Genomic DNA, 21679 nt, shown 5'->3' with positions numbered 1-21679 from the left:
TCTGCCTCCGCAGACTAAAAAATAAAAAGGGCATCACATCCAACCGGGCAACGAGAGAAAGCTAGAAAAAGGTTCTTTTCCCCCCCTTAATAAGGGGGGTTAGGGGGGATCGTATCGTCTCTCCAACAGCTCTTAAGCATTCGATGATTAATGTTCCATTCTATCAAGTAGGAGTGAACTATGAGAATTGCAATTGTTGGGGGCGGAGCGAGCGGTATGGCCGCAGCCTACTGGCTCGATAAACAGGGACATCACGTCACTGTGTTGGAAAGTCAGCCGATTTTAGGCGGACACATTCGGACACTTAACAAAAATGTTGCGGCCAATCAATCTGAGTGTAATGAAATATTAGAAAATGGGGTACTGGAATTTCCGACTGTGTTTTACAATTTCATGGCTTTTATGCAGGAGCTAGGCGTTGAATTAGAACCTGTGCAGATTGGTTCAGCCCTGTTTTTTAAAGATGGCACCCACTTTTTGTCTGCGGTTTCTATCCGAAAGAATTTCACCGGAATCCAACGCCTGATCGAGTATTTGCGACTTGATAGTCTCTACGCTCGTTCGGCTGGATTTATTTTAAAAATGCGGTTTGCTAAACAGCACGATTTCTACGAGGTACCGCTTTCTGAGTCTTTGAAAAGCTCGTGCATCCGCAATTATTGGCTGAGATTGCTGACGATGTATAGCTACTCGATACCCTTTGAATTGCTCGACAATTTTCCGGCGGAATTAGCGATGCCTGTTCTACGCGAATATGCCTCGGTCAACTGGGTGAGGATTAAAGGCGGGGTGTATTCTTACATTGAAAAGATTTTGGAGCGGTTTAAGGGCGAGATACGGCTCAATGTAGAGATTGCCAATATTTTTAGAAGTGCGGATGCTGTAAAAATTGTGCTTTCTGATGGGGAAATCCAGGAATTTGATAAGGTGGTTTTTGCGATGCCACCAGATCAAGTTATGAGGCTGTTGTCTGATCCGACGGATGCGGAAACAAAGCGGTTTTCGGGGTGGAAAGCCAATTATGCAACGACTGTGCTGCATTCGGATACATCAATGTACGATCGCTACGGTATCCGCAAGTTATCAGAATTTGATTTTTTCGAGACGGACAAGGGATGGGGATATAATGCGAGCTTGAATCAGCTTTGCGGCATCTCATCCCCACAAGAGTACAGTTTAGCTTTTCAACTCGAGGAGTCGATCGCCCAAAAGCACATTATTCACATTCAGAAACATCACACGCCACTCTACACTGTCGAGTCTTTTCGATATCGAGATGAAGTTATAGAGACTAATGGCGAGAACAACACTTATCATGCGGGAGCTTATTTGGGGGATGGTTTGCACGAAGGAGCCATTACCTCTGCTTTGCGAGTCTCGAAATTAATCGGGTGAGCTCAATTGTGATGTTACAAACTCTCGCAAATATCAGTAAATTTCTTGCCGGTGCAACACTCTCACAAAAGTAATGATGTCTGCATCAAAAGTTAAACCAATGCGAGAGTCGTCCACTCGGATGCGAAATTAATTTTTGGCGTTGCCTAAGCTGCGACACCACGGGCTGCTGTTAAGTAGACATCATTGCTCAAAGATGGGGGAATTGTTGATCCGGCTAACTGAGTACCCTCAAAGTTGGCTCCCGTGAACGTTGCCCCGCTCAAGTCGGCTTCACTCAAGTCTGCATAGCACAGTCTAGCCCAATCGAGGTTTGCCTGCACCAAAGAAACTCCCACCAGATTTGCCCTGGTTAAATCGGCTCCCATCAACTGGACGCCCCGCAACTGAGCGCCGCTGAGATTGGCAGCTAACAAGTTCGAGCCTTCCAGGTTTACCCCGTTTAGTTTGGCTTCGCTCAGGTTGACGCCATTGAGATCCGTCCTGCTCAGGTCGATGCCATTGATGTAAGCTTTCCTGAGATAGATGCCTGTTAGTTGAGCGCCAAAAAGCTTTGCACCGCTGAGTTTTGCCCCTCCGCAGTTGGCCCAGTTGAGGTTGGCTCCGGTCAGGTTAGCGCCCCGCAGGTTGATGAACTGCAGGTCGGCTGTACATAAATTGGCGTTCCAGAGGATGGCGCTCCGCAGGTTGCTACCGATGAGTTGGGCGCCACTCAACTTGGCCCTGGGCAGTTTTGCTTTGACGAGGAAAGCTCCGCTGAGATTGGCTTTGGTAAGCTCTGCGTCCGCTAGTCTGGCTTGGCCCATTTTGGCAAAACTCAGATTTGCCCTGTAAAGGTTTGCGTCGTTAAGTTCTGCTTTGGTGAGATTGGCCCTACTTAGGTTAGCTCCCGACAGGTTAGCCCTCGAAAGGTTTACCCCAGCCAATATGGCTCCGCTGAGGTTTGCTCCGCTGAGGTTTGCGCCAGCAAAGTCTCTGTTTCCATTTTCGTAATCTTTGAGCAGCTCGGTTACTTCCATACGGGTCACATTCCTTATAGCGGAAATTTATCTAGAAATAAACACTCTTTATAAGTATTTTATCTCAAACGGAGCTGACTGGAGCGCACTTTCAAGAAAGCTGACAATTAAATTTATATTTATACATATACTTTGTGCTTTTTCCATAGTCCCGACCGTTTTGAGGTCATAGTCTGAAACCCTTGATTTATCGTGGGTATCTAGTGTGCTTCGGCAAGCGTTGCGATCGTACTGAGATCCGTGAAACCGTTATTCTCAGTAGGTAAGCCATCAAACACTGTCCGAAGTGTTAATCAATAGTTAAAATCAATATTCTTGTTGTCCACTCTGGCTAACAGCTTTTTTAAGCGGAGACTGCAAATTTGTTAGTTGTGTTTGCGTCAGGTGTCGCGAAGGCTGGCATGGTCATAGCTCCATATTTTATCTACTGTCATTTTTCAGGAAAATTAGATGTGGAACAACAGCTTAATCAGCGAAAATTTTTCTCTGTTGTCTCACAGCAGTTATACGATCGTGCTTTTCAATATTTCCTTGAGTCGAGCGGGCTGAAAAGTAATTTCAGACCTTGTACTTCTGAGGAATTTATCGATATGCCTAACGGTAGAGGGTAGACGTTCACAACCTAGCGGATAATATACTGCAGATGGTACAAAACTAAAAGCGAGTAGTATCTGTATAGGAGCACCCCCTCTACGGGCTGTTAGGCAAATGTGTCAATCTATGTTATGGTGAGTCAAAATTGAGGAACGATCATGTCAAAAGAAAGAAAAAGCAATAAAGAAGTCAAAAAGCCAAAGAAACAACCTGATGGTGTTGCTAAGCCGAAGGATGACAAAAAAAATTATGGTAGCACCGAGGGCCGCAAGTAGAGATAGCTGCCACTCTCTGAACTGTAATTAATTTTGTTTAAGTTTTTTTAGTATCAATTCTGAATAAATTACAATATCCTATTTGGGGATAATCCGAAAACAGGTTTATTATACCTAGGGTATATGCAGTGCTAAACCCAAAGTATAATGAAATCTGTTTTTAGCCATGAATATGAAACATTCTGTCGCCGATAGAATTTAAGACCGTCTATTTAGACTTTGTTGAAAAAAAATATAGTTCGATCGCCCCAATCTCTCACAACGATATCTCAGTAACTGCAATATTACCCTCAAAACACACGTCAACATCAGTCCCCGCCGCCCGATCGCGCGATCCATACTCTCCCGCATAATAAAAGTATTCTCCCTCCACCCGGTAAACCACAGGCAGTGGCTGCGTCGAAGGCTGACAAAATACAATTTCCGGTTCCGCACTTCCCGGCGCTAAATGCGGGAAATTCACATTCCAGAAACACCCCGACTTTGGTTCCCGGTTCAGCAAATCCGCCAACACCCGCGATGTCCAGCGAGTAGCGACATCCCAGTCTATTTCGAGCGGCCTTTTAATCCGGTGGGAAATTGCGATTCCCGGAATACCGTGCATGGCTGCTTCGCGCACAGCCGCAACCGTACCCGAAATGTACACGTCAACCCCCAAATTGCCACCCGCGTTAATGCCCGAAAGCACCAAATCCGGCTTCGCACAAAGGTGATGAAGAGCGATGCGGACACAATCGGCCGGTGTTCCCCCTACAGCATACTCAGATTCCGATCGCCGATCGACATGAATCGGACTGTGAGCCGTCACCTGATGCCCGCAGCCCGACAATTGCCCCTGCGGAGCCACCATAATTGTTTTGCCGCTGACAGCCTGCAAAAGTGCCTGAATCCCCGGAGCGTCTATGCCGTCGTCGTTGGTTAAAATTATCGTCATTAAAAATGTGTCGGTTTTATAAAACCGATTTGAGAGCGCAGATGCTGGCAACCTTCTGGTAGCTTTAGCCCAAATTGGTTGTTGGTTAGTGGCGATCGTCAGTATGAGCATTGCCACACATTTATATCATGGCATTAATTGAACAGTTGCCCCAGAAATATGGCGCGCCACATTTTAGCCCAGTCGCACCTTGATATGACAGCTAAAGCGACTTGTTACGCCTGCCCCAGTGCAGCATTCATGACATCAGTGTCGATGCAAACATCTAATCACATAATTTTTTCCTCGGCTCTCCCCGATGCTTAGTCTTAAAAGTAGCCCATGATACTAAGTATCGGAAACTGAACGTTGAAACCCTCGCTCCTACTAAATTATTAGCTTGCGTTATTACCATAAGTACGAGAGAGCCGATAATAAGTTAATGTCGATTCCAATTGCGCTGTGACGCAGGGGATGGGAGAATAGATATCAAATCTTTATCAAAAATAGTATCTAAGTTACAGTTTTCATTTCCCCTTCATAAATCAAATACTTATCTACACTGTTAGCATTATTACATTTTAACTTAGGAGAGCCACATGAGCGAACCCCAAAGCAATACCAAAGCAGGTTGTCCCCCAGTTCCTCAGTCGATTATGACCGCAAGTCAGGATGAACTGGATAACATCGATTTACAATAGTTAATGAAAAGGGTAAGGTTAAAACAATGATCGTTATTTCAGGATACGAAATTATAGAAAATATTTACGAAGGAGTCAGAACCGTTGTTTATCGAGGGATAAGAAATCGGGATCGACAGCTTGTTATCGTTAAAACAATAAAAAATGATTATCCTAGCCTTGAACAAATCACCAATTTAAGGCAAGAATTTATAATTACTCAAAATTTAGATAGTGAAGGAATTGTCAAAAGTTACAACTTAGAAAATTATCAGAATAGTTTAGCGCTAATATTAGAAGATTTTGGGGGTCTATCCCTTTATCATTTTATGGCCGACAATAACCTGTCAGTAACCGAGTTTCTGAGGGTAGCGATCGCTCTATCCGAAACTTTGATCTATCTCCATCAAGTACCGATCATTCACAAAGACATTAAGCCCTCAAATATCATTATCAATCCAGAGACAGGGAAAGTAAAACTGGCTGACTTTAGTATTTCATCGCGCTTGGAATTGAAAAACCAAAGCATTAGCAATCCCAACTTGCTGGAAGGGACTCTGGCTTATATGTCACCCGAACAAACGGGGAGGATGAATCGAGCAATTGACTACCGCACCGACTTCTATTCTTTAGGAGTGACTTTCTATGAAATGCTGACCAATCAGTTGCCATTTACTACCACCGATCCGATGGAGTTGGTTTACTGTCATATTGCCAAACAACCAGTCCCACCTAAAGAGGTAGCAGAAATTCCTCAAGCGGTTTCAGATATTGTGATGAAACTGTTAGCAAAAAATGCGGAAGACCGATATCAAAGTGCGGCGGGATTAAAATTTGACCTCGAAACTTGTTTGCAGCAATTGCAGACAACTGGAAAGATTGAAAATTTTCCCATCGGTCAACGCGATCGCGGCAACCAATTACTCATTCCCCAGAAGCTTTATGGTAGAGAAACCGAAGTCCAAATTCTTCTAGATGCCTTTGGACGAGTCAGCCTCGGGGCCACCGAGATGATGTTAGTTTCGGGTTATTCCGGGATTGGTAAAACTTCAATTGTCAATGAAGTTCATAAACCAATTGTAGCAGCTAGGGGATATTTTATTGCGGGTAAGTTTGACCAGTTTAAGCGCAATATTCCGTATGCGGCGTTAATCCAAGCATTTCAAGAATTAGTTCGTCAGCTATTAACCGACAGTTCCGAACAGGTTGCTATTTGGAAAGAAAACTTATTAAATGCGCTAGATAATAACGGTCAAGTTATTATTGATGTTATCCCCGAAGTAGAACTAATTATCGGTAAACAGCCTGAAGTTCCTCAACTGGGTTCATCGGAATCTCAAAACAGATTTAATCGCGTATTTCAACAATTTATTCGTATTTTTTGTCAACCCGAACACCCGCTAGTCATATTCCTAGACGATTTACAGTGGGCAGATTCGGCATCTCTAAAGTTAATCCAACTCTTAGTAACTGACCCAGATAACAAATATTTGTTAACGATTGGAGCTTATCGAGATAACGAAGTCAGTCCCGTTCATCCTTTAATTCAGACAATAGAAAAAATTCAAAAAAATGAAACGGTGGTGAATAATATCACCATTCAGGCGCTGGCTTTGGATAGCGTCAACCAATTAATCGCCGACACTCTCGATGCCAGCGTAAATTCAGACAAAATAAAAGTTTTTTCAGAGTTACTTTTTAATAAAACCCAAGGGAATCCGTTTTTCTTAACCCAGCTACTCAAAACCCTGTATTCGGAAAATCTGCTGGTTTATCAGGTAGACACAGACCGCTGGGAGTGGGATATTCAACAAATACAAGCAATTGGCATCGCCGACTTCAATATTGTTGAACTGGTTGCTCGCAATATTCGCAAACTCCCTGAAACAACCCAGAAATCATTAAAATTAGCGGCTTGTATCGGTAACCAATTTAACTTAGAAGTTTTATCAATTGTCAATGAAGAATCAAACATAGCGACGGCTGCTCATTTGTGGGAAGCACTGCAAGCGGGTTTGATTCTGCCGCTGTCTGAAAATTACAAAATTCCTCTACTCTTTGCCCAGGAAGAGTTGGCATCTATACGCGATATCAAAGTTGACTACAAATTTTTGCATGACCGCGTGCAGCAAGCTGCTTATTCTTTGATTCCAGAGTCAGAGAAAAAAGCCACTCACCTGAAAATTGGTCAACTGTTGCTGAATAATACAACAGAGCTAGAGCGAAAAGATAATATTTTTGCTCTGGTTAACCAACTGAATTTTGGCACAGATTTGCTAACTAATCAGTCAGAAAAAGATGAGTTGGCCCAATTAAACCTGATTGCTGGACAGAAAGCCAAGGCAGCTACTGCATATGAAGCCGCTGTTAATTATTTGAATGTAGGTATAGAACTCCTGAGTCAAGATAGCTGGGAAAGTAGATACGATCTGACATTTGATTTTTATCGAGAAGTGGCGGAAGCCGAATATCTCAATGCCAATTTAGAACGAGCAGTAATTTTGTGCGATAGCACTCTCAAAAAAGCCAAAACAGTCCTCGAAGAAGTCAACTTATATGTGCTGAAAATTAGGCTTGAACTGGCTAAAAACCAGATTAAATCTGCTTTAGATACTGGGCTACAAATCCTAGAAATACTGGGAGTGACAATATCTCAATTAGCCCCGCAAGAACTTAATATTGAGGAGTTAGCTACGCTGCCAAAAATGACCGATCCCTACAAGCTGGCGGGTATGGAGCTTTTAGTTCGAATTTTCCCACCAGCTTGCTTCGCAGAAAGCCCGCTATCGCTACCAATTCTATATACTATGATCGAACTTTCTCGTTACTATGGGAATTCGCCACAGTGTACTTTTGCCTATTCTATTTACGGAGCACTGGTGTCTTGGCTCATACCAGATATAGATTTTGCCTATCAACTTGGTAAACTTTCTTTACAAGTATTAGAGCAGTTAGATGCCAAAGAGTTTCGTTCTAAAATATTGGTTAATGTTTCCATCTGTATTACGCACTTCAAAAAGCATACTAGGGAAACTATAGAACCCCTTCGTCAAGCAATTAATAGCGGCTTAGAATTTGGAGATATAGAATATGCTTGTCATGCTGCTGATTACTACTGCGCTCATCTGTTTTTTAATGGCGATCATCTAGACTACGTGCAAGAACAACAAAAACACTATATTGATTTTGCTGATAATCTTTCCCAAGAATATCAGTTTTATCTGCTCAAAATAATTGGTCAATTAGTCGCAAATTTACGAGGCATAACAGATAATAGCCTGATTTTAACTGGTGAATTTTTGAATGAGGGAGAAGCTATTGCTTATTTGACAAAAATTAATAACTTAATGTCTTTATTTAGAGTGCTTTTTGCAAAAACCCTACTTTGCTATTTATTTAAAGATTATAAAAATGCTATAATTCATGCTAAAACAGCGTTAGAGAATTCAATGCTTGTTCAAGCTAATATTAGCTTTAATAACCATGTTTATTACTATTCTCTGGCTCTCTTAGCTCAGTATTTTCAGGAAAGTGAGGAAAAGCAGCAACAATACCTGAAACAAGTAGAAGAAAATCAGGAAAAGATGAAATATTGGGCTCAACATTGCCCAATGAATTACCAGCATGAGTATGACTTAGTAGAGGCAGAAAAAGCCCGCGTATTGGGGCAATCTTTCTCAGCAATGGAATATTACGACCGGGCGATAGATGGAGCCAAGGAAAATGGATATGTCCAGCACGAAGCCCTCGCCAATGAACTAGCAGCAGAATTTTATTTAACTTTAGGTCGTCAGAAAGTAGCGCGTACCTACATGATAGACGCTTACTATGCTTATATTCGCTGGGGAGCCAAGGCAAAAGTTAAAGATTTAGAAGAGCGCCATGCTGAATTACTCGCACCTATCGTCGGTAGGAAAAATAGCCTGACGAGTGGAAGAGGCGAAACGGTTGTTCAGAGCAGAACCACTGTCACTTCTACCACTTCAGGTGCTGCAAGCGAGCTGGATTTATCAACAATTATCAAAGCCTCCCAAGCGCTCTCAGGGGAAGTTCATTTAGATAAGTTAATCTCGAAGTTGATGCAAGTCTTGCTGGAAAACGCCGGAGCAGAAAATTTTTATTTCATCATACCTGACCCAGCAGGTAAGTGGAAAATTGAAGCTCAATGTACGGGTGAACGATGTCAATTAATCTCCAAGTCAGCGACTGAAAGTCAAGAGATTCCTATCTCGCTGGTTAATTATGTAGAACGCACGCAAGAAACTCTTGCGATCGATGATGCAACCACTGAAACTAGGTTTGCATCTGACCCGTATATTATTCAGCAGCGACCTAAATCTATCTTGTGTAGCCCCCTGATTAATCAAGGTAAGTTGGTGGGCATCTTATACCTAGAAAATAATTTAACAGCGGGAGCTTTTACGCGCGATCGCTTAGAAGTCCTCAACATCATTTCCGCCCAAGCTGCGATCTCCATCGAAAATGCCCGTCTCTATCAAACTTTAGAAGAAAAAGTGCAACAGCGCACCGCCCAACTCGCCCAAGCAAACCAGGAAATTAGCAGCCTCAATAACAAACTTAAAGCCGAAAACATTCGCCTTAGTGCTGAGTTAGAAGTCACGAAACGACTCCAACAAATGATCTTGCCCAAACAATCAGAACTAGATAAAATTAAAGGATTAGAAATAGCTGGATATATGGAACCTGCCGATGAAGTTGGTGGCGACTACTACGACGTGCTAACCCAAAATGATCAGGTAAAAATTACCATCGGCGATGTTACGGGACACGGTTTAGAAAGTGGCGTATTAATGATTATGGCGCAAACCGCCGTCCGCACTCTCCAACAAATGAACGAAACCGATCCGGTGAAGTTTCTTGATGTGTTAAACCGCACCCTTTATGCCAATATCGAGCGCATCGACTCGTCTAAAAACATGACCTTGGCTTTGTTAGATTATCAAGATAGTAACTTTACCCTCAGCGGTCAACACGAAGAAATAATTGTAGTCCGTACTGATGGTAACATCGAACGTATCGATACAATGGAACTCGGCTTCCCTGTGGGATTAGAGGAAGATATTGCTGATTTTGTTTCCCAAGTTCAAGTGCATCTTAATCCAGGGGATGTAGTAGTGCTTTACACAGATGGAATTACCGAAGCTGTAAATATAAATAAAGTGTATTATGGCATAGAAAGATTGTGCCAAGTAGCCCAAGAAAATCGCCACAAAACGGCTGAAGAAATTCGACAAGCAGTAATCGATCATCTGCTGCAACATATTGACAAACATACAGTTTTTGACGACATTACGTTGGTAGTTATAAAACAGAAATAACGCAAGTTGGTAATTGGTAATGGGTAATTGGTAATTGGTAAATTGTTTGAGCCTCCGACGATCGAAACCGACTTCACGCCCAACAATTTTGGAAATGGTGCGCGGACTCAGGAAGGTGCGATCGAAAGCTGAGCGCCACGTCTGTGCTAAATTGGGCGATCGGCGAATTTACTGCAAACATCCACCTCAAATCCAAAATTCCTCAAACACATCAACCAACTTGTGGTAAAGTTTTGTGTCGATCGCCGGTTAGCCGAGCCCGCCCCTACGGGGGCTACGCCAACGAAGAGGATCGGCCAAATATCAATACAAGTTTAGTTAAACGCTCTTACAGCAATGTTTTTGCCACTTTTCCCCCTCGTTCAAACAATCGCCGCACCTCCCGCCCAACAACAACTGCTCATCCAGCCCGAAGTCCCCGTACCCGAAAACGAACTGGATTTGCCGCTGCCGCCAAGCAGCAGCCCGCTGAAAACCCTGACAGTACCCCAGCAAGTGCGCGTTTTGCCGGGACAACTCGACAACATCCCGGTTTTCAACAGCAACAGCCCCGAAGTTGTGCAAACGGAAGGCATTTTGCTCTCCACATTTCCCCCGGAAGGAAAACAAGTACCTTCTGCACACTTAAACTTTCCCTTCAAAGGTCGATTTGATATCTTTGCCCACCACATCGCCAAAGCTAAAAATCGCGCCGAAACTCGCACCTTATTTCAAGGAATAATTGTCCACAATCCCAACTCCGAACCTGTTACTTTAAAAGTATTGCAAGGAGCGACTTATTTAACTCGGCCGGATGCCTTGTTTATCGATTTGCCGTCGTATTTAGAGAATCGATTTGGGACTGTGTTTGCAGGGCCTGGAAGCCGCATCACGAGCGATGTATTGCGGGGATACAGACAAAGCATTTTGCCTGCTGCGATCGAGATTCCGGCAAATCAGAGCCGAATGCTGATGAATTTGCCGATACCTGTGGGGAATGTCACACCTTCTTCCAATGGTCGATCGACTTTAATGCGAATGTCCAGCAGCAATTCGGTTTATGTAGCATCATTAGCAATGTTTGCTCCTAAAAGTCAAGGAGGAGTCGAGCAAGATCCGACTTTAGAACAGTGGGAAAATATTTTATATACCAAAGGTTTAGCGGGGCCGAGAGATTTAGCACCAACTCCCAGAGGCGAAAATCCGGTGCAAAAAATTTATGGGCGCGTGGCAGGAGTAGCTGAAGGTTCCCAGTGGGAAGCTAAAATTACGGACAATTCGAGAACCGATTATTTAACTATTCCCAAGCGCGGCGAGTCATTTTCCTATGCTTTGAGCACTACTGATACGGGTACTTTTGGCACAGGTCAAATTCAAAGCGCAAAAATGTTGGCTCGCTATCCCGATACTGCTTATTTTGCTAATGGCAATTACGGGATTCAATACAACTTAACTTTTCCGCTTTACAACAAATCTCGTGAGCCCCAATCTGTTAGTATTAAAATGCAAACACCGATCAAAGCAAATACAGAATCGGGGGGATTGATGTTTTACGATCCTCCTGAAAATCGGATATTTTTCCGAGGTACGGTGCGGGTGATGTTTAATGATGATACGGGCAAGACTTTGACGCGCTACATTCACATCGTGCAGCGCAGAGGACAGCAGGGGGAACCTTTGGTGAATGTGAATATGAAGCCGGGGGAACGCCGTTTGGTTCAGGTGGATTTCTTGTATCCGCCGGATGCGACGCCGCCGCAAGTTTTGACTGTGCGATCGAGTAATTAGTTGTTATTGGTTGACGGTTGACGGTTGACGGTTGGCTGTTGACTGTTAACCTTTGGGTTTTTGTATTAATGAGTTAAGATAGGCATTAAGTTTTAGTGAAAGTTCATTTAATATCGTTTCCGGTTGCATCGGAATGATATCGAGGACACGGCAGTGCCGTGTTCCTACCCCGATTAATTGTAGGGACACGGCACTGCCGTGTCCTGACTGTGGGTAATATTAATTCCGATGCTAGGGGAGTTGATATTAAAGGCAAAACATTGACAGTCAACAGTCAACTGTTAACCGTCAACAGTCAACAGTTAACCATTAACTAATTAAAGCGTCAAAGATTGAGGATTTGTCTCAATCAATTTAGCTAAATCTTGCAAGAATGCCGCAGCATCAGCACCGTAAATAATCCGGTGATCGCAAGTAATATTCACCTGCATTTGCCGCTTCACTCCCATCAAACCATCTTCATTAGCCACTACTTGCGGCCGCGAAGATCCGATCGCCAAAATCGAGCCTTGATTCGGCGGCAAAATCGCGTCAAACTTGTCTACTCCAAACATTCCCAAATTGGAAAGAGTGAAAGTTCCCGTACTGTATTCATCAGGCTTCAACTGCTTGGTGCGGGCGCGATCGACTAAATCTTTCCAACTGCGGGAGAGCGAATAAATATCGAGGCGATCGGCATTTTGCAGCACCGGCGTAATCAAACCGCCGCCGTCCATCGCCACCGCTACCGCCACATTAATATCAGCGCGGTATTGAATTCCCGACTCCACATAACAAGCATTCAGCAGAGGATGTTTTTGTAAAGTTACTGCTACAGCCTTCGCCAGCATACCCGTCATCGTGACGCCCTTCGACTTAATTTGTTTGTAGAGTTTGTCGAGATTATCAGTAGTAATTGTGTAACCGACGCGGAAAGACGGCACGCTCAAACTTGCTTCCATATTCCGCACCACCGCATTTTGCAGCGCGTTCATCGGTACTTTTTGGCCCGAAAGTGCGATCGCCGGGACTGGTGCGGGTGCGGGTTTGGCTGCTGCTGGGGCGGGTGCTGCGGGTGCTGGTGCGGGTGCTGCGGGGACTGTTACTGGTTGCTGAACCGGAGCGGGTTGGGCTTTGCCGGCTGCTGCTTCCACATCCTCTGCGACAATGCGGCCGTTGGGCCCGCTGCCTTTGAGAGAATTCAAATCTACTTTAAATTCTTTGGCTAACTTGCGAGCGCGGGGAGAAACGACGCTGCGGCCGTTTTGGCGGCTGACATTTTGCTGCAAACCTGCTGACGATGTAGCTGCGCTAACAGGAGCGGGGCTGGGAGCGGGGGCTGCTGCTGCGCTTGGGGCACCGGCTCCTTGCTGCTGAGCGACGGCGATTTCGGCTTCTGTTTCTGCTACTAGGGCGATTGCCGCTCCCACGGGAGCAACTTCGCCCGCAGCTACGATAATTATTGCTAAATAACCTTCGTAGAAAGACTCCACGTCCATGTCGGCTTTGTCGGATTCAACCACTACCACCGTTTCGCCTTTTTCTACTTTGTCTCCAGCGGATTTGACCCAGGAAACAATTTTGCCCTCTGTCATGGTAGAACTCAGGGCTGGCATGAAAACTTCGCGAATCATCTGTAAAAAGTCCTTTTGATGTGGTAATAGGTAATCGGTATTTGGCAATTGATCATTGGCGATCGGCCATCGGCAATACTTATTATTATGCCAGTCTCTCGCATTCTCGATGTGTGAATGTTGACTCAAAATCAATTGCCAATTACCGATCGCCAATTACCACTTACCAATTTCTAAATATCACCTCGAATTTCTTCGACTATGCCGTCGCGGAGGAGAATTTCTACTTGCATTTTTTGAATCAAGTTTTCTCCGAGCCCGACAGTGAACGTGCCGTCAATTTGACCTTGACTCACTTCTTGTTCCAGGTCTAGCACCTGCACTTGCTGAAGCTGTTGCAGGTTTTGGTTTTTCTGTTCTAGCAGTTCGCTTTTTCTTTGATTCACCTGCACTTGAATGTTTTCTATTTGCTGCATTACTTGCGGGCCTGGGGGCTGCAGATTTTGCTTTTGGATTTCTGAAATCATCCGCTGCCCTTGCATTTCTAACTGTTGTAGCTGAGAGTCTATTTGGTTGATTTGGGCTTGGAGTTGCTGTTGAGCTTCTTCTTTCCAGCGGGGAGTAACGACGACTTTAACGTTAATCGATCGCTTCAAGAGTAATTGTGGTTCCATAAAGTTGTTGCTTGTCAATTGGGAATTAGGCATTAGTCATTAGTTGGTAAACCTGAACTAATGGCTGAGGGCTGAGGACTCGGACTCGGGACTTGGGTGTTGGGATAATTTTTTCTTTTCCATTCCCCAAGTCCTGCGAATATTTCAAAACATCCCGTCAATCATATCGCGGTAGTGTTGCGTCACAACCGGGCGCTTAATTTTCAGGGTCTGGGTCAACATTCCATTTTCGATCGAAAATGGCTCCTGAATCAACCGGAACGGGCCGATGCGATCGTCGGCGCGGTATCCGGGGCGATTTTGCACCTCTCGGGTCAATTCTTTGCGGAATAAGTCTTGAATTGTCTTGCTATTCCAGTCAATTTCGTGTAATGGGGGATTCTGAGTTTCTGCCCATTTCTGCACGGCTTCTTGATTGGGGACAATTAAGGCGCCGACGGATCTCTGGTCTTGACCTACTAGCATAATTTGGTCGATGTAGGGGCTGCGGACGCAGGCGTCTTCTATGGGCTGGGGTTCGATGTTTTCGCCGTTGCTGAGGACGATCGTATCTTTGGCCCGCCCGGTTAAGATTAAGTCGTTTCCCGGTGTCAGCCAGCCCAAGTCGCCGGTGTCGAACCAGCCTTCGGAGTCGATCGCCTTGGCAGTCGCTTGGGGATTAAGATAATAACCTGCCATAATTTGTGGCCCGCGGCCCAATACCAAGCCGCGCTGGCCTGTGGGCAGTTGCTGTCTGGTTTCTGGGTCTACAATTTTAATTTCCGTATGGGCGATCGGCTGTCCTGCGGAACCTTTAAGATTGTGCCAAGGGCGGCGCACAGTTAAAACCGGCGAAGTTTCGGTTAAACCGTATCCCACCAACAAGCCGATATTCGCTATTTCAAAGAAAGTGTCTAAATGCGTTGCCAAAGAACCGCCGCCGCTAATCGCCCACTTAAAACGTCCTCCCGTAGCTTCCCTGACTTTTTGATAAACCAATTTTTCGGCGAGGGCGTGTACCGGCGACAACAGAATGGTTTTGGTGCGGGCGATTAATTTTTCGGAAGCAGAAGCCGGTTTCAAACTAAGAGTTAATCCTTGGAAAATGCGGCGGTTCTCGATGTATTGCTGGCTGGAAGATAACAGGAAGTTCACCAATTTTTGTTTGTTAGGTGGCTGTTCCCGAAACTGCTTTTGTACTGCCTCATAAATCGATTCCCAGATGCGCGGAACACTGACCATGTACTGGGGTTTGCAAGTTTTAAAGTCTTGTTTGAAATAGCGAATATTGGTGTAAATTTGGGTGCATCCCTGGGAAAGCAGGAAGTATTCGACGCTGCGTTCGTAGGCGTGCCAACTGGGCAGGATGCTGAGTGCAGAGTCGCCCGGTTCGGGCTGGAGAATTGTGCCGAAGGTGGTGACTTGGTGCAGCAGATTGCCGTGATTCAGCATGACGCCTTTGGGTTTACCTGTGGTGCCGCTGGTGTAGAGGAGGGTGGCGAGGGTTTGAGGCTTGTGGTTGGAGGGTTTGAGGGGACGGTTTGCCCCTGTGGTCATCACTTGGGAAAATTTGACTGTGCTTAGGGTTTGGCTGGTTTCCGGTTCTTCGTCGGAGAGGAGGACGATGAGTTGAATGGGCAAATCCGGGAGGCGGTGTTGCAGTTTTTTGAGTAATGCCAGGTTTTCGACTACCACGGCTGTGCTGCCGCTGTCTTGAATGATGTACAGGAGTTCTTCGGGGTCGGCGGTGGCGCCTCGAACAACATTCGCGGCCCCGGCCATCATGATACCTTGGTCGGCTATCAGCCAGCGGGGGCTGTTGTCGGCGAAGAGGGCGACGCGGGGAGGGACTGCTTCTTCGGGATTTGGTTCGATGCCTAGGGCCTGCAAGCCGGCGGCGAATTGCTGGATTTGCTGGTAGAGGTCGGTGTAGGTGAGTTTGATTTCTGGCTTGCTGTGGGGGTCGTGGAGGGCGACGGTTTGACCGAATTTTTGTTTGACGATCGCCCAAATTTCGGGTACTGATTCGATGGAACTGTAATCAATTAAGCGGCTGAGGTTAGCGCGATCGCGATCGGTCAGTTGAGATGATGTGTAAGATGCTGGGCCGTTCATAGTTATTTTTGTGACTTGTGCGAGATTAAAGTGTTTTATCTAAATCTAGTATGGAATGTATCCTAACTGTATCTGCTTGGGTAGGGACAGTTTGCGAATCTGTCTCTATTTTTTAATTTATGTTTTCTCTTAAGTGCGATCGTTTAATTTGGCAATTTGGTTTTAATTTTATTACAAAAATCGATGAACTGACGGAAAGTAGTCAGTTGTTCTGGCTGAACTTGAATCCTTGCCAATAGCTGTTCTAAATAAAATGGCTTGAGTACATCTCCCGGCCTTTTTTTTGAATAGGTAATATTTTTAGCTTCAAATAACGCTCTCAAATAAGCTCCGTGAAACTGAGCGTGAGTATTAAAGTCTTGATATCTGCCCATATTTTCGGGACAGTTAACTGAAACATCGTAATATTTAGTATAATCTAGCAAAGGTTTGTTTTGAGGATTTCTGGAATAAATCTTCCGATTACCCAACAGCCAACTTTCCAAGCAGCGATTCTGAAATATCAGCACAAGTTCTGCCTTGTTTAATTTCAATTTTTGTTGAGTTAAAAAATCATCAATTTCTGTTGTGAGTTCGGCAACAGTATTTTCCTCGGCATCGAGACATACTACAAAATAGCTGTATTTTCCGTTTGAGTTAATTTCGGCGATCGAACGCGGGATAAAATCGTATATTAATGAAGGATATCCTTCACCGCTAATCAGGTAATAATTTTTTTCATTCACATCATCGCAATTGTCAACTCGCTGCAATTCCGGTAAAAGATGAGCCAACCAAGCGGGATAAACTTTTCTCTCCGATTGCTTCCCTTCAACTAAAAAATACAGATTCATTAAACTTTGATTCCTTCGCTGTATTCTTCCAGATTAATCAGTTGCGTAAAAGCTTGATGCCTCGATTTTCCCAGATTCAAATCTTTAGCATCTTTCACAGTTACCACCCCACCTTGGCGAGTGACTATTTTCCAGTGTTCCATCCCAATATTATTGATGATGTAGGGATGGTGGCTGGTAAGAATGAATTGAATATTTCTATTTTCTACAATTAAATCTGTCACCACATCAATACAGTTAATCCCCAAGCTGTTTTCAAATTCATCGATCAGGATTACCGTGCCTTCGGGAGACAAGTACAGTTCGCTAATATGAATTAGCGTTTTCAGCATTCCTGAAGAAATATTATTTTGGAAAATCCAATTATTGACACCTTTTTCTTTGATTTGGAGTGGAAAATCAGGAATAGATGGATGATCTTTATCTTCCACTGCTTCTATTTTGACATCTTCCACTTGAGGAAAAATCTCGATAAATTTGTGCTTTATTTTATCAAAAATATCTGGATAAGGGCGAGCAATTAAAGCCAGCTTAAGAAGTATTGGCATATTACTTGCTTGAATACTATATAAGGGAATATTTTCTTTTGCAAGTCGAGATAAATCCCTTATAGCTATGCCAAAAATGCCATTAAATGACCTAGAATTATCGCTGTAAATAATTTTATTAAAACCCTGCTGAACGGGTGAAATATCTTCTTCTTGATTTAAAATTTCAACTACGCTTTGAAACGGCGATAATTTGGGAGTAGTCTGACCTTTGAATTGAATTTCATTAGGTGTTCTTTCTATTATTACATTTTTTTCTCTGGAGAGGTGTTCTCGAACAATTCTAAATTTGTTGGTTTCGTCTTCCTCATTAGGAATGATGGCAGGAACTTTTTGGGTTTCAAATTCGCCTTGCCAGCGGTACTCAACATTGTTTACTGTCGAAAATGCAACGTCCCACACTAAACCATTTAAGGAAGCACCATTAGCTATCTGTTGTAAATTCAAAATTCCTTGCAAAATTTGTGTTTTGCCGACACCAGATACCCCAACTAATAAAGCCAAATTGGAAAAATATATCGGCTCAAAACGCCACTCTAATTCATGATCCCAAAAAGCTATTCTTTTAATTTTCATTTCCCGCTCCCCTCAATCATCTGCGTACCTCAGCCTGCATCGGCGGTTAATAACTTCCATTATAAACCGATTTCCGTCCCATCTCCATCAATTCTACTATATGCTGAGCAAACGAGTACATAAATTGATCGCACTCAGTTTAACATGGCTGGGTGCTTATGGCGCACCTTACCCCCACAAATAGCATCAAAATTCCTCCCTCGCGTAAATCATATTTAAGCGACACGGCGCGGTGCATCAACCATCGGTGCAGTGCCAAACAAATGTCTGAGATAACTGCGACTGAGTTCGCGGTTCCAGCGCCGCAGACGCACCATCACTCGCGTGAATGTAAAAGTCAATTCCAACACCAAAGAAAGCTGTTTGAGACTGAGTGAAGTATTAAACACATCATTGCCGTGCGTGCGTTCAATCTGATGGTGTTTCAGCAAAGCAATCAGGTTTTTGGTAGAGCCTTTCAGTTGATTGAAGTAACTTTGGGAGAATGCCCAGCGGCTGAAACCCCAAAACTTAGCCAAATGATTGATCTCATCCTGTAAAGGCTGGGAAATTGCCTGTTGCAACGCTCCTGTGGAGTGTACCATCAACCATAAATAAACAGAAGTAGCTCCCCACTCGGTACTCAGGCGACTAATCACGTGTTTGTAGGTATCTTGCCAAGCGTCACCTGTGGATTGACAGCCATTAACAGAGTTGGGTTTAACTTGCAGTTTTTCTTCGGTCAACTGCTGGTAAATTTTCCTAAATGTCGGGCAATGTTGGCGTTCTTCTTTTTCCCAGACACCTATCTCTAGAATGTTGCCATTGGCATCAAAAATTCCTCCCATAAACCGCGCCATTTGCGGATAAATATGCTGTAAGTAACACCAACTTTCTCTACCGTAGCTGCGGATGGGAGCTTCAATTTCTGCCGCACTTGCCAAAATTTGTAAAAATATTTCTGGCTTGACACCAATAATTTGGTCGCGATTGATTCCTTGCCAATCTATGGGTTCCCAAGGGCGGGGATGCGGGGTGGAAAATTGCTGAGGTAGATCGGAAAGTCGATCGCTCAAAACTTCCAATGACATATAATGGTCGATGAGGGAGTTAATCCTGGCTCGACTTTGCAAGTAGCGAGGGTTTTGATACTGATTCCCAGCTAAATCAATTGTATACACATTACCAGTAGTTTTCATTGTTTCTGCCTGTTCGTAACTTTTACAGCTATTGTGCAAAAGGCATTTGGGAAGTCGCAATGAGTAACGTGCAGGCTGCTCAATTACTAGCAGTTGCCTTGACTGAGCCGAAGTCAGGTGAAACGGCATGAAGTAGGGTGAACTAAACAACAGATGATACGGCTAAGATGTGCCGAAGAGTAGCCTTCCTCCCATAAATCGTCTATACTTCAGTCTTGACCAATTCCATAAGTAGAAAGTTGGTGGTGCTGGCATGGCAACAATTTTTGATTTTTAGAACCGCGCAGCACGTCTATAGCAATCCTCGCATCATTTGTGAATTTCTTACTGATTCGCAGGGGGTTCGGCGAGGGTTGGGGTGGGGTAAAAAATTTACGACTCCTGCAAGGATTGCTATATAATGCGATTCATTCCGAATTTTTCTTGGCACCGCGCCACGCCAGAAAGAAATTTTATAGCCTCAAGTGTCAAGTCTTCTAGTGGTATTTGATGGCAACAGTTGTCGCAATTGCCGTAATTTCCTCTAAATAAATCCCCAAAATAATTTAACTGGATTGTGCAGCGGCTATCGCTGGATTCGGCAATCCTGGTTTCAACAGTGTCGGTAATTGAAAATACAAAGACTTGCCACTGCCCGTCGGCATGACAATCATCATATCCCGTTTTTGTAAAGCAGCTTCGACAATTTCCTGCTGCCCCGGGCTCAAAGAGTCATAGCCAAAAAAATGTTTGAGAACTTGTTCCAGGGACAGCGGCACAGAAGATGTTGGCGGATTAGAGGCTGACATTTGCAGTAGTTGTTTGTTGGATTCTACACTATTCCATGCTTTTGGAGAACAAATACACAGAGTGCGATCGCACAAAATTCGTTAAGCAGAGAAACCGATACTTTTAATCGGGGTTTAGACCGATAGTGATGGGTATCGATAGTGATGGGTTTGGGCCATCACATAAGTCACCCCCAAATGGAAAGCCGTTATCAACAGCAGAATTTTCCACTTTAGTTTAATCGATTACCTACCGAGGGTAAGCTCATCTAATTTGGTATAATATGAACTTGACAAATCCAACAATATCAGGATAAGTAACCTGGTATAATATGAACTTGACATTAGAGCAAGATAAGTGTGATAACAACAATACGGACGTTGAAAAACTCACAAAATTAAGTTTTATGTCTGAAGGATTTGATACTAAATCTGCCGAGGCAAAGACAAGTTTTCTTCCTCAGAGAAAGCCTACAGAAGGAGCATCCATTGGAGCTATTCAACAGAGCTTAGTGGAGCATTTTGGAGACATCAAAGACCCAAGAGTAGAGCGGACTAAGAAACATCAACTCACAGACATTTTGATAATTTCGATTCTCGCAGTCATAGCCGGAGCGCAAGGATGGGAAGACATAGAAGATTACGGGAGCAGTAAGCAACAGTGGTTACAAGAGTTTTTGGCATTACCCACTGGAATCCCCTCATATGACACCTTCCGACGGGTATTGGAGTTCATCAACCCAGAAGAATTGAATCGTTGTTTCTTGAGATGGGTAGAAACTCTGGTTACAAAGATGGGAGGAGAGATAATTCCCATAGATGGAAAGACGATAAAGGGCACTATCGCACAGAAATTCGTCCAGTCTGGTCTGTTCTAGTTGCTGCCATTGGTGTTCTTTACCAGCCTCGACTATGGGCAGGACTTCAGAGTGTTGTTATGGTTGTCCGGGTGCGTCATCTTTGGAATCAAACCACCCGTGAAGTTCAGTTTTATCTGACTTGTTTACACAGTGATGCTCAACTTTTAGGTCGAGGTATCCGAAAACATTGGGGGATTGAAAACCAGGCTCACTGGACACGCTTATTGTACTTTTGCAGAAGATTCTTGCGGCATTCGCTCTTTCCACAGTCCCCATAATTTTTCTCTCCTCCGTCGCATTGCTCTCAATGCCTTCAATCGCGAACCGACTTACAAACGTAGTCTCTGACAAAAAATGAAGCGGACGGGTATGGACAACAATTATATGATTCGAGTTTTCCGTTCTTGTTTCATTGACTCTACATTAGATTCCTCTGAGTCCTTATGTCAAGCCGGATTGAGAGGCTCTTACCCTGGGTTACATACCCAGACCCGATGGTCAATTAATTGCTTGAATTGCTGCTACAAATTAACAGCTATCAATATTTCTTTACAATGTTGGGAATCGGGACTTCACAAACAAGCGTCGAAAATTGAGGGTTTTTTGAATCCTGA

The 21679-nt window shown here is 44.1% G+C and carries 15 protein-coding genes and 1 pseudogene; 6 read left to right on the top strand and 10 right to left on the bottom strand.

Annotated elements, in window-relative coordinates:
• The first annotated feature begins 180 nt into the window (after positions 1-180).
• A complete protein-coding gene (locus QT996_RS13795) occupies positions 181-1395 on the top strand; it encodes an FAD-dependent oxidoreductase (protein ID WP_333047141.1) in 1215 nt (404 codons plus the stop codon).
• A 146-nt stretch (positions 1396-1541) separates the two neighbouring features.
• Here the strand turns inward: QT996_RS13795 and QT996_RS13790 are convergent, their stop codons facing one another.
• Complete coding sequence (locus QT996_RS13790) at positions 1542-2414, bottom strand: pentapeptide repeat-containing protein (protein ID WP_333047140.1); 873 nt, start codon at positions 2412-2414, stop codon at positions 1542-1544.
• Positions 2415-3539: 1125 nt separating this feature from the next.
• The gene (surE, locus tag QT996_RS13785; protein ID WP_333047169.1) at positions 3540-4217 is read right to left on the bottom strand and encodes a 5'/3'-nucleotidase SurE; all 678 of its coding nucleotides are present in this window, start codon (positions 4215-4217) and stop codon (positions 3540-3542) included.
• A 706-nt stretch (positions 4218-4923) separates the two neighbouring features.
• On the opposite strand from surE, the gene QT996_RS13780 reads away from it, so the two are divergent.
• The 3 genes from QT996_RS13780 to QT996_RS13770 all read left to right on the top strand — a co-directional run bounded on the left by QT996_RS13780 (position 4924) and on the right by QT996_RS13770 (position 11982).
• Positions 4924-10215 (top strand): AAA family ATPase, encoded by a 5292-nt coding sequence (locus tag QT996_RS13780; protein WP_333047138.1) that lies wholly within the window; start codon positions 4924-4926, stop codon positions 10213-10215.
• Between the two features lie 94 nt (positions 10216-10309).
• A complete protein-coding gene (locus QT996_RS13775) occupies positions 10310-10444 on the top strand; it encodes a hypothetical protein (RefSeq protein WP_333047136.1) in 135 nt (44 codons plus the stop codon).
• Positions 10445-10551: 107 nt separating this feature from the next.
• Positions 10552-11982 carry a DUF3370 domain-containing protein gene (locus QT996_RS13770; protein WP_333047135.1) on the top strand — a complete coding sequence of 477 codons (1431 nt, stop codon included), beginning with the start codon at positions 10552-10554 and terminating at the stop codon, positions 11980-11982.
• Between the two features lie 317 nt (positions 11983-12299).
• On the opposite strand, the gene QT996_RS13765 is transcribed toward QT996_RS13770, so the two are convergent.
• The 8 genes and pseudogenes from QT996_RS13765 to QT996_RS13735 form a co-directional block, all read right to left on the bottom strand.
• Positions 12300-13595 (bottom strand): dihydrolipoamide acetyltransferase family protein, encoded by a 1296-nt coding sequence (locus QT996_RS13765; RefSeq protein WP_333047133.1) that lies wholly within the window; start codon positions 13593-13595, stop codon positions 12300-12302.
• Between the two features lie 173 nt (positions 13596-13768).
• Positions 13769-14209 carry a YlqD family protein gene (locus QT996_RS13760; protein WP_015179467.1) on the bottom strand — a complete coding sequence of 147 codons (441 nt, stop codon included), beginning with the start codon at positions 14207-14209 and terminating at the stop codon, positions 13769-13771.
• Between the two features lie 144 nt (positions 14210-14353).
• A complete protein-coding gene (locus tag QT996_RS13755) occupies positions 14354-16303 on the bottom strand; it encodes a long-chain fatty acid--CoA ligase (protein ID WP_333047132.1) in 1950 nt (649 codons plus the stop codon).
• Between the two features lie 143 nt (positions 16304-16446).
• On the bottom strand, positions 16447-17136 hold the full coding sequence (locus QT996_RS13750; RefSeq protein ID WP_333047131.1) for a hypothetical protein: 690 nt from the start codon (positions 17134-17136) through the stop codon (positions 16447-16449).
• The gene (locus QT996_RS13745) at positions 17136-18260 is read right to left on the bottom strand and encodes an AAA family ATPase (RefSeq protein WP_333047129.1); all 1125 of its coding nucleotides are present in this window, start codon (positions 18258-18260) and stop codon (positions 17136-17138) included. Before QT996_RS13745 ends, QT996_RS13750 begins: the two co-directional genes overlap by 1 nt.
• 215 nt (positions 18261-18475) lie before the next feature.
• Entirely contained in the window at positions 18476-19438 is a 963-nt protein-coding gene (locus QT996_RS13740; protein WP_333047127.1) for a hypothetical protein, read from the bottom strand.
• Positions 19439-19647: 209 nt separating this feature from the next.
• Complete coding sequence (locus QT996_RS28655) at positions 19648-19734, bottom strand: RQC domain-containing protein (RefSeq protein ID WP_445304569.1); 87 nt, start codon at positions 19732-19734, stop codon at positions 19648-19650.
• A 258-nt stretch (positions 19735-19992) separates the two neighbouring features.
• A pseudogene (locus QT996_RS13735) lies at positions 19993-20226 on the bottom strand (DEAD/DEAH box helicase); the annotation flags it as partial.
• A gap of 311 nt (positions 20227-20537) precedes the next feature.
• On the opposite strand from QT996_RS13735, the gene QT996_RS13730 reads away from it, so the two are divergent.
• Both QT996_RS13730 and QT996_RS13725 read left to right on the top strand, forming a co-directional pair.
• Positions 20538-21083 (top strand): ISAs1 family transposase, encoded by a 546-nt coding sequence (locus QT996_RS13730; RefSeq protein ID WP_333047126.1) that lies wholly within the window; start codon positions 20538-20540, stop codon positions 21081-21083.
• Complete coding sequence (locus QT996_RS13725) at positions 20975-21343, top strand: ISAs1 family transposase (protein WP_333047125.1); 369 nt, start codon at positions 20975-20977, stop codon at positions 21341-21343. The genes QT996_RS13730 and QT996_RS13725 overlap by 109 nt, the downstream gene beginning before the upstream one ends.
• Positions 21344-21679: the final 336 nt, after the last annotated feature.

This window comes from Microcoleus sp. S13C4 (assembly GCF_036700865.1).
GTDB lineage: Bacteria > Cyanobacteriota > Cyanobacteriia > Cyanobacteriales > Microcoleaceae > Microcoleus.
The sequence above is the reverse complement of the archived record's forward strand: the minus strand, read 5'-3'. Positions and strand labels throughout refer to the sequence as shown.

What these genes read in the sequence shown, in the direction of transcription:
- QT996_RS13795 (WP_333047141.1), top strand. Translation starts at nt 181, where the DNA reads ATGAGAATTGCAATTGTTGGGGGCGGAGCGAGCGGTATGGCCGCAGCC.
- QT996_RS13790 (WP_333047140.1), bottom strand. Translation starts at nt 2,414, where the DNA reads ATGGAAGTAACCGAGCTGCTCAAAGATTACGAAAATGGAAACAGAGAC.
- surE (WP_333047169.1), bottom strand. Translation starts at nt 4,217, where the DNA reads ATGACGATAATTTTAACCAACGACGACGGCATAGACGCTCCGGGGATT.
- QT996_RS13780 (WP_333047138.1), top strand. Translation starts at nt 4,924, where the DNA reads ATGATCGTTATTTCAGGATACGAAATTATAGAAAATATTTACGAAGGA.
- QT996_RS13775 (WP_333047136.1), top strand. Translation starts at nt 10,310, where the DNA reads ATGGTGCGCGGACTCAGGAAGGTGCGATCGAAAGCTGAGCGCCACGTC.
- QT996_RS13770 (WP_333047135.1), top strand. Translation starts at nt 10,552, where the DNA reads ATGTTTTTGCCACTTTTCCCCCTCGTTCAAACAATCGCCGCACCTCCC.
- QT996_RS13765 (WP_333047133.1), bottom strand. Translation starts at nt 13,595, where the DNA reads ATGATTCGCGAAGTTTTCATGCCAGCCCTGAGTTCTACCATGACAGAG.
- QT996_RS13760 (WP_015179467.1), bottom strand. Translation starts at nt 14,209, where the DNA reads ATGGAACCACAATTACTCTTGAAGCGATCGATTAACGTTAAAGTCGTC.
- QT996_RS13755 (WP_333047132.1), bottom strand. Translation starts at nt 16,303, where the DNA reads ATGAACGGCCCAGCATCTTACACATCATCTCAACTGACCGATCGCGAT.
- QT996_RS13750 (WP_333047131.1), bottom strand. Translation starts at nt 17,136, where the DNA reads ATGAATCTGTATTTTTTAGTTGAAGGGAAGCAATCGGAGAGAAAAGTT.
- QT996_RS13745 (WP_333047129.1), bottom strand. Translation starts at nt 18,260, where the DNA reads ATGAAAATTAAAAGAATAGCTTTTTGGGATCATGAATTAGAGTGGCGT.
- QT996_RS13740 (WP_333047127.1), bottom strand. Translation starts at nt 19,438, where the DNA reads ATGAAAACTACTGGTAATGTGTATACAATTGATTTAGCTGGGAATCAG.
- QT996_RS13730 (WP_333047126.1), top strand. Translation starts at nt 20,538, where the DNA reads ATGAACTTGACATTAGAGCAAGATAAGTGTGATAACAACAATACGGAC.
- QT996_RS13725 (WP_333047125.1), top strand. Translation starts at nt 20,975, where the DNA reads ATGGGTAGAAACTCTGGTTACAAAGATGGGAGGAGAGATAATTCCCAT.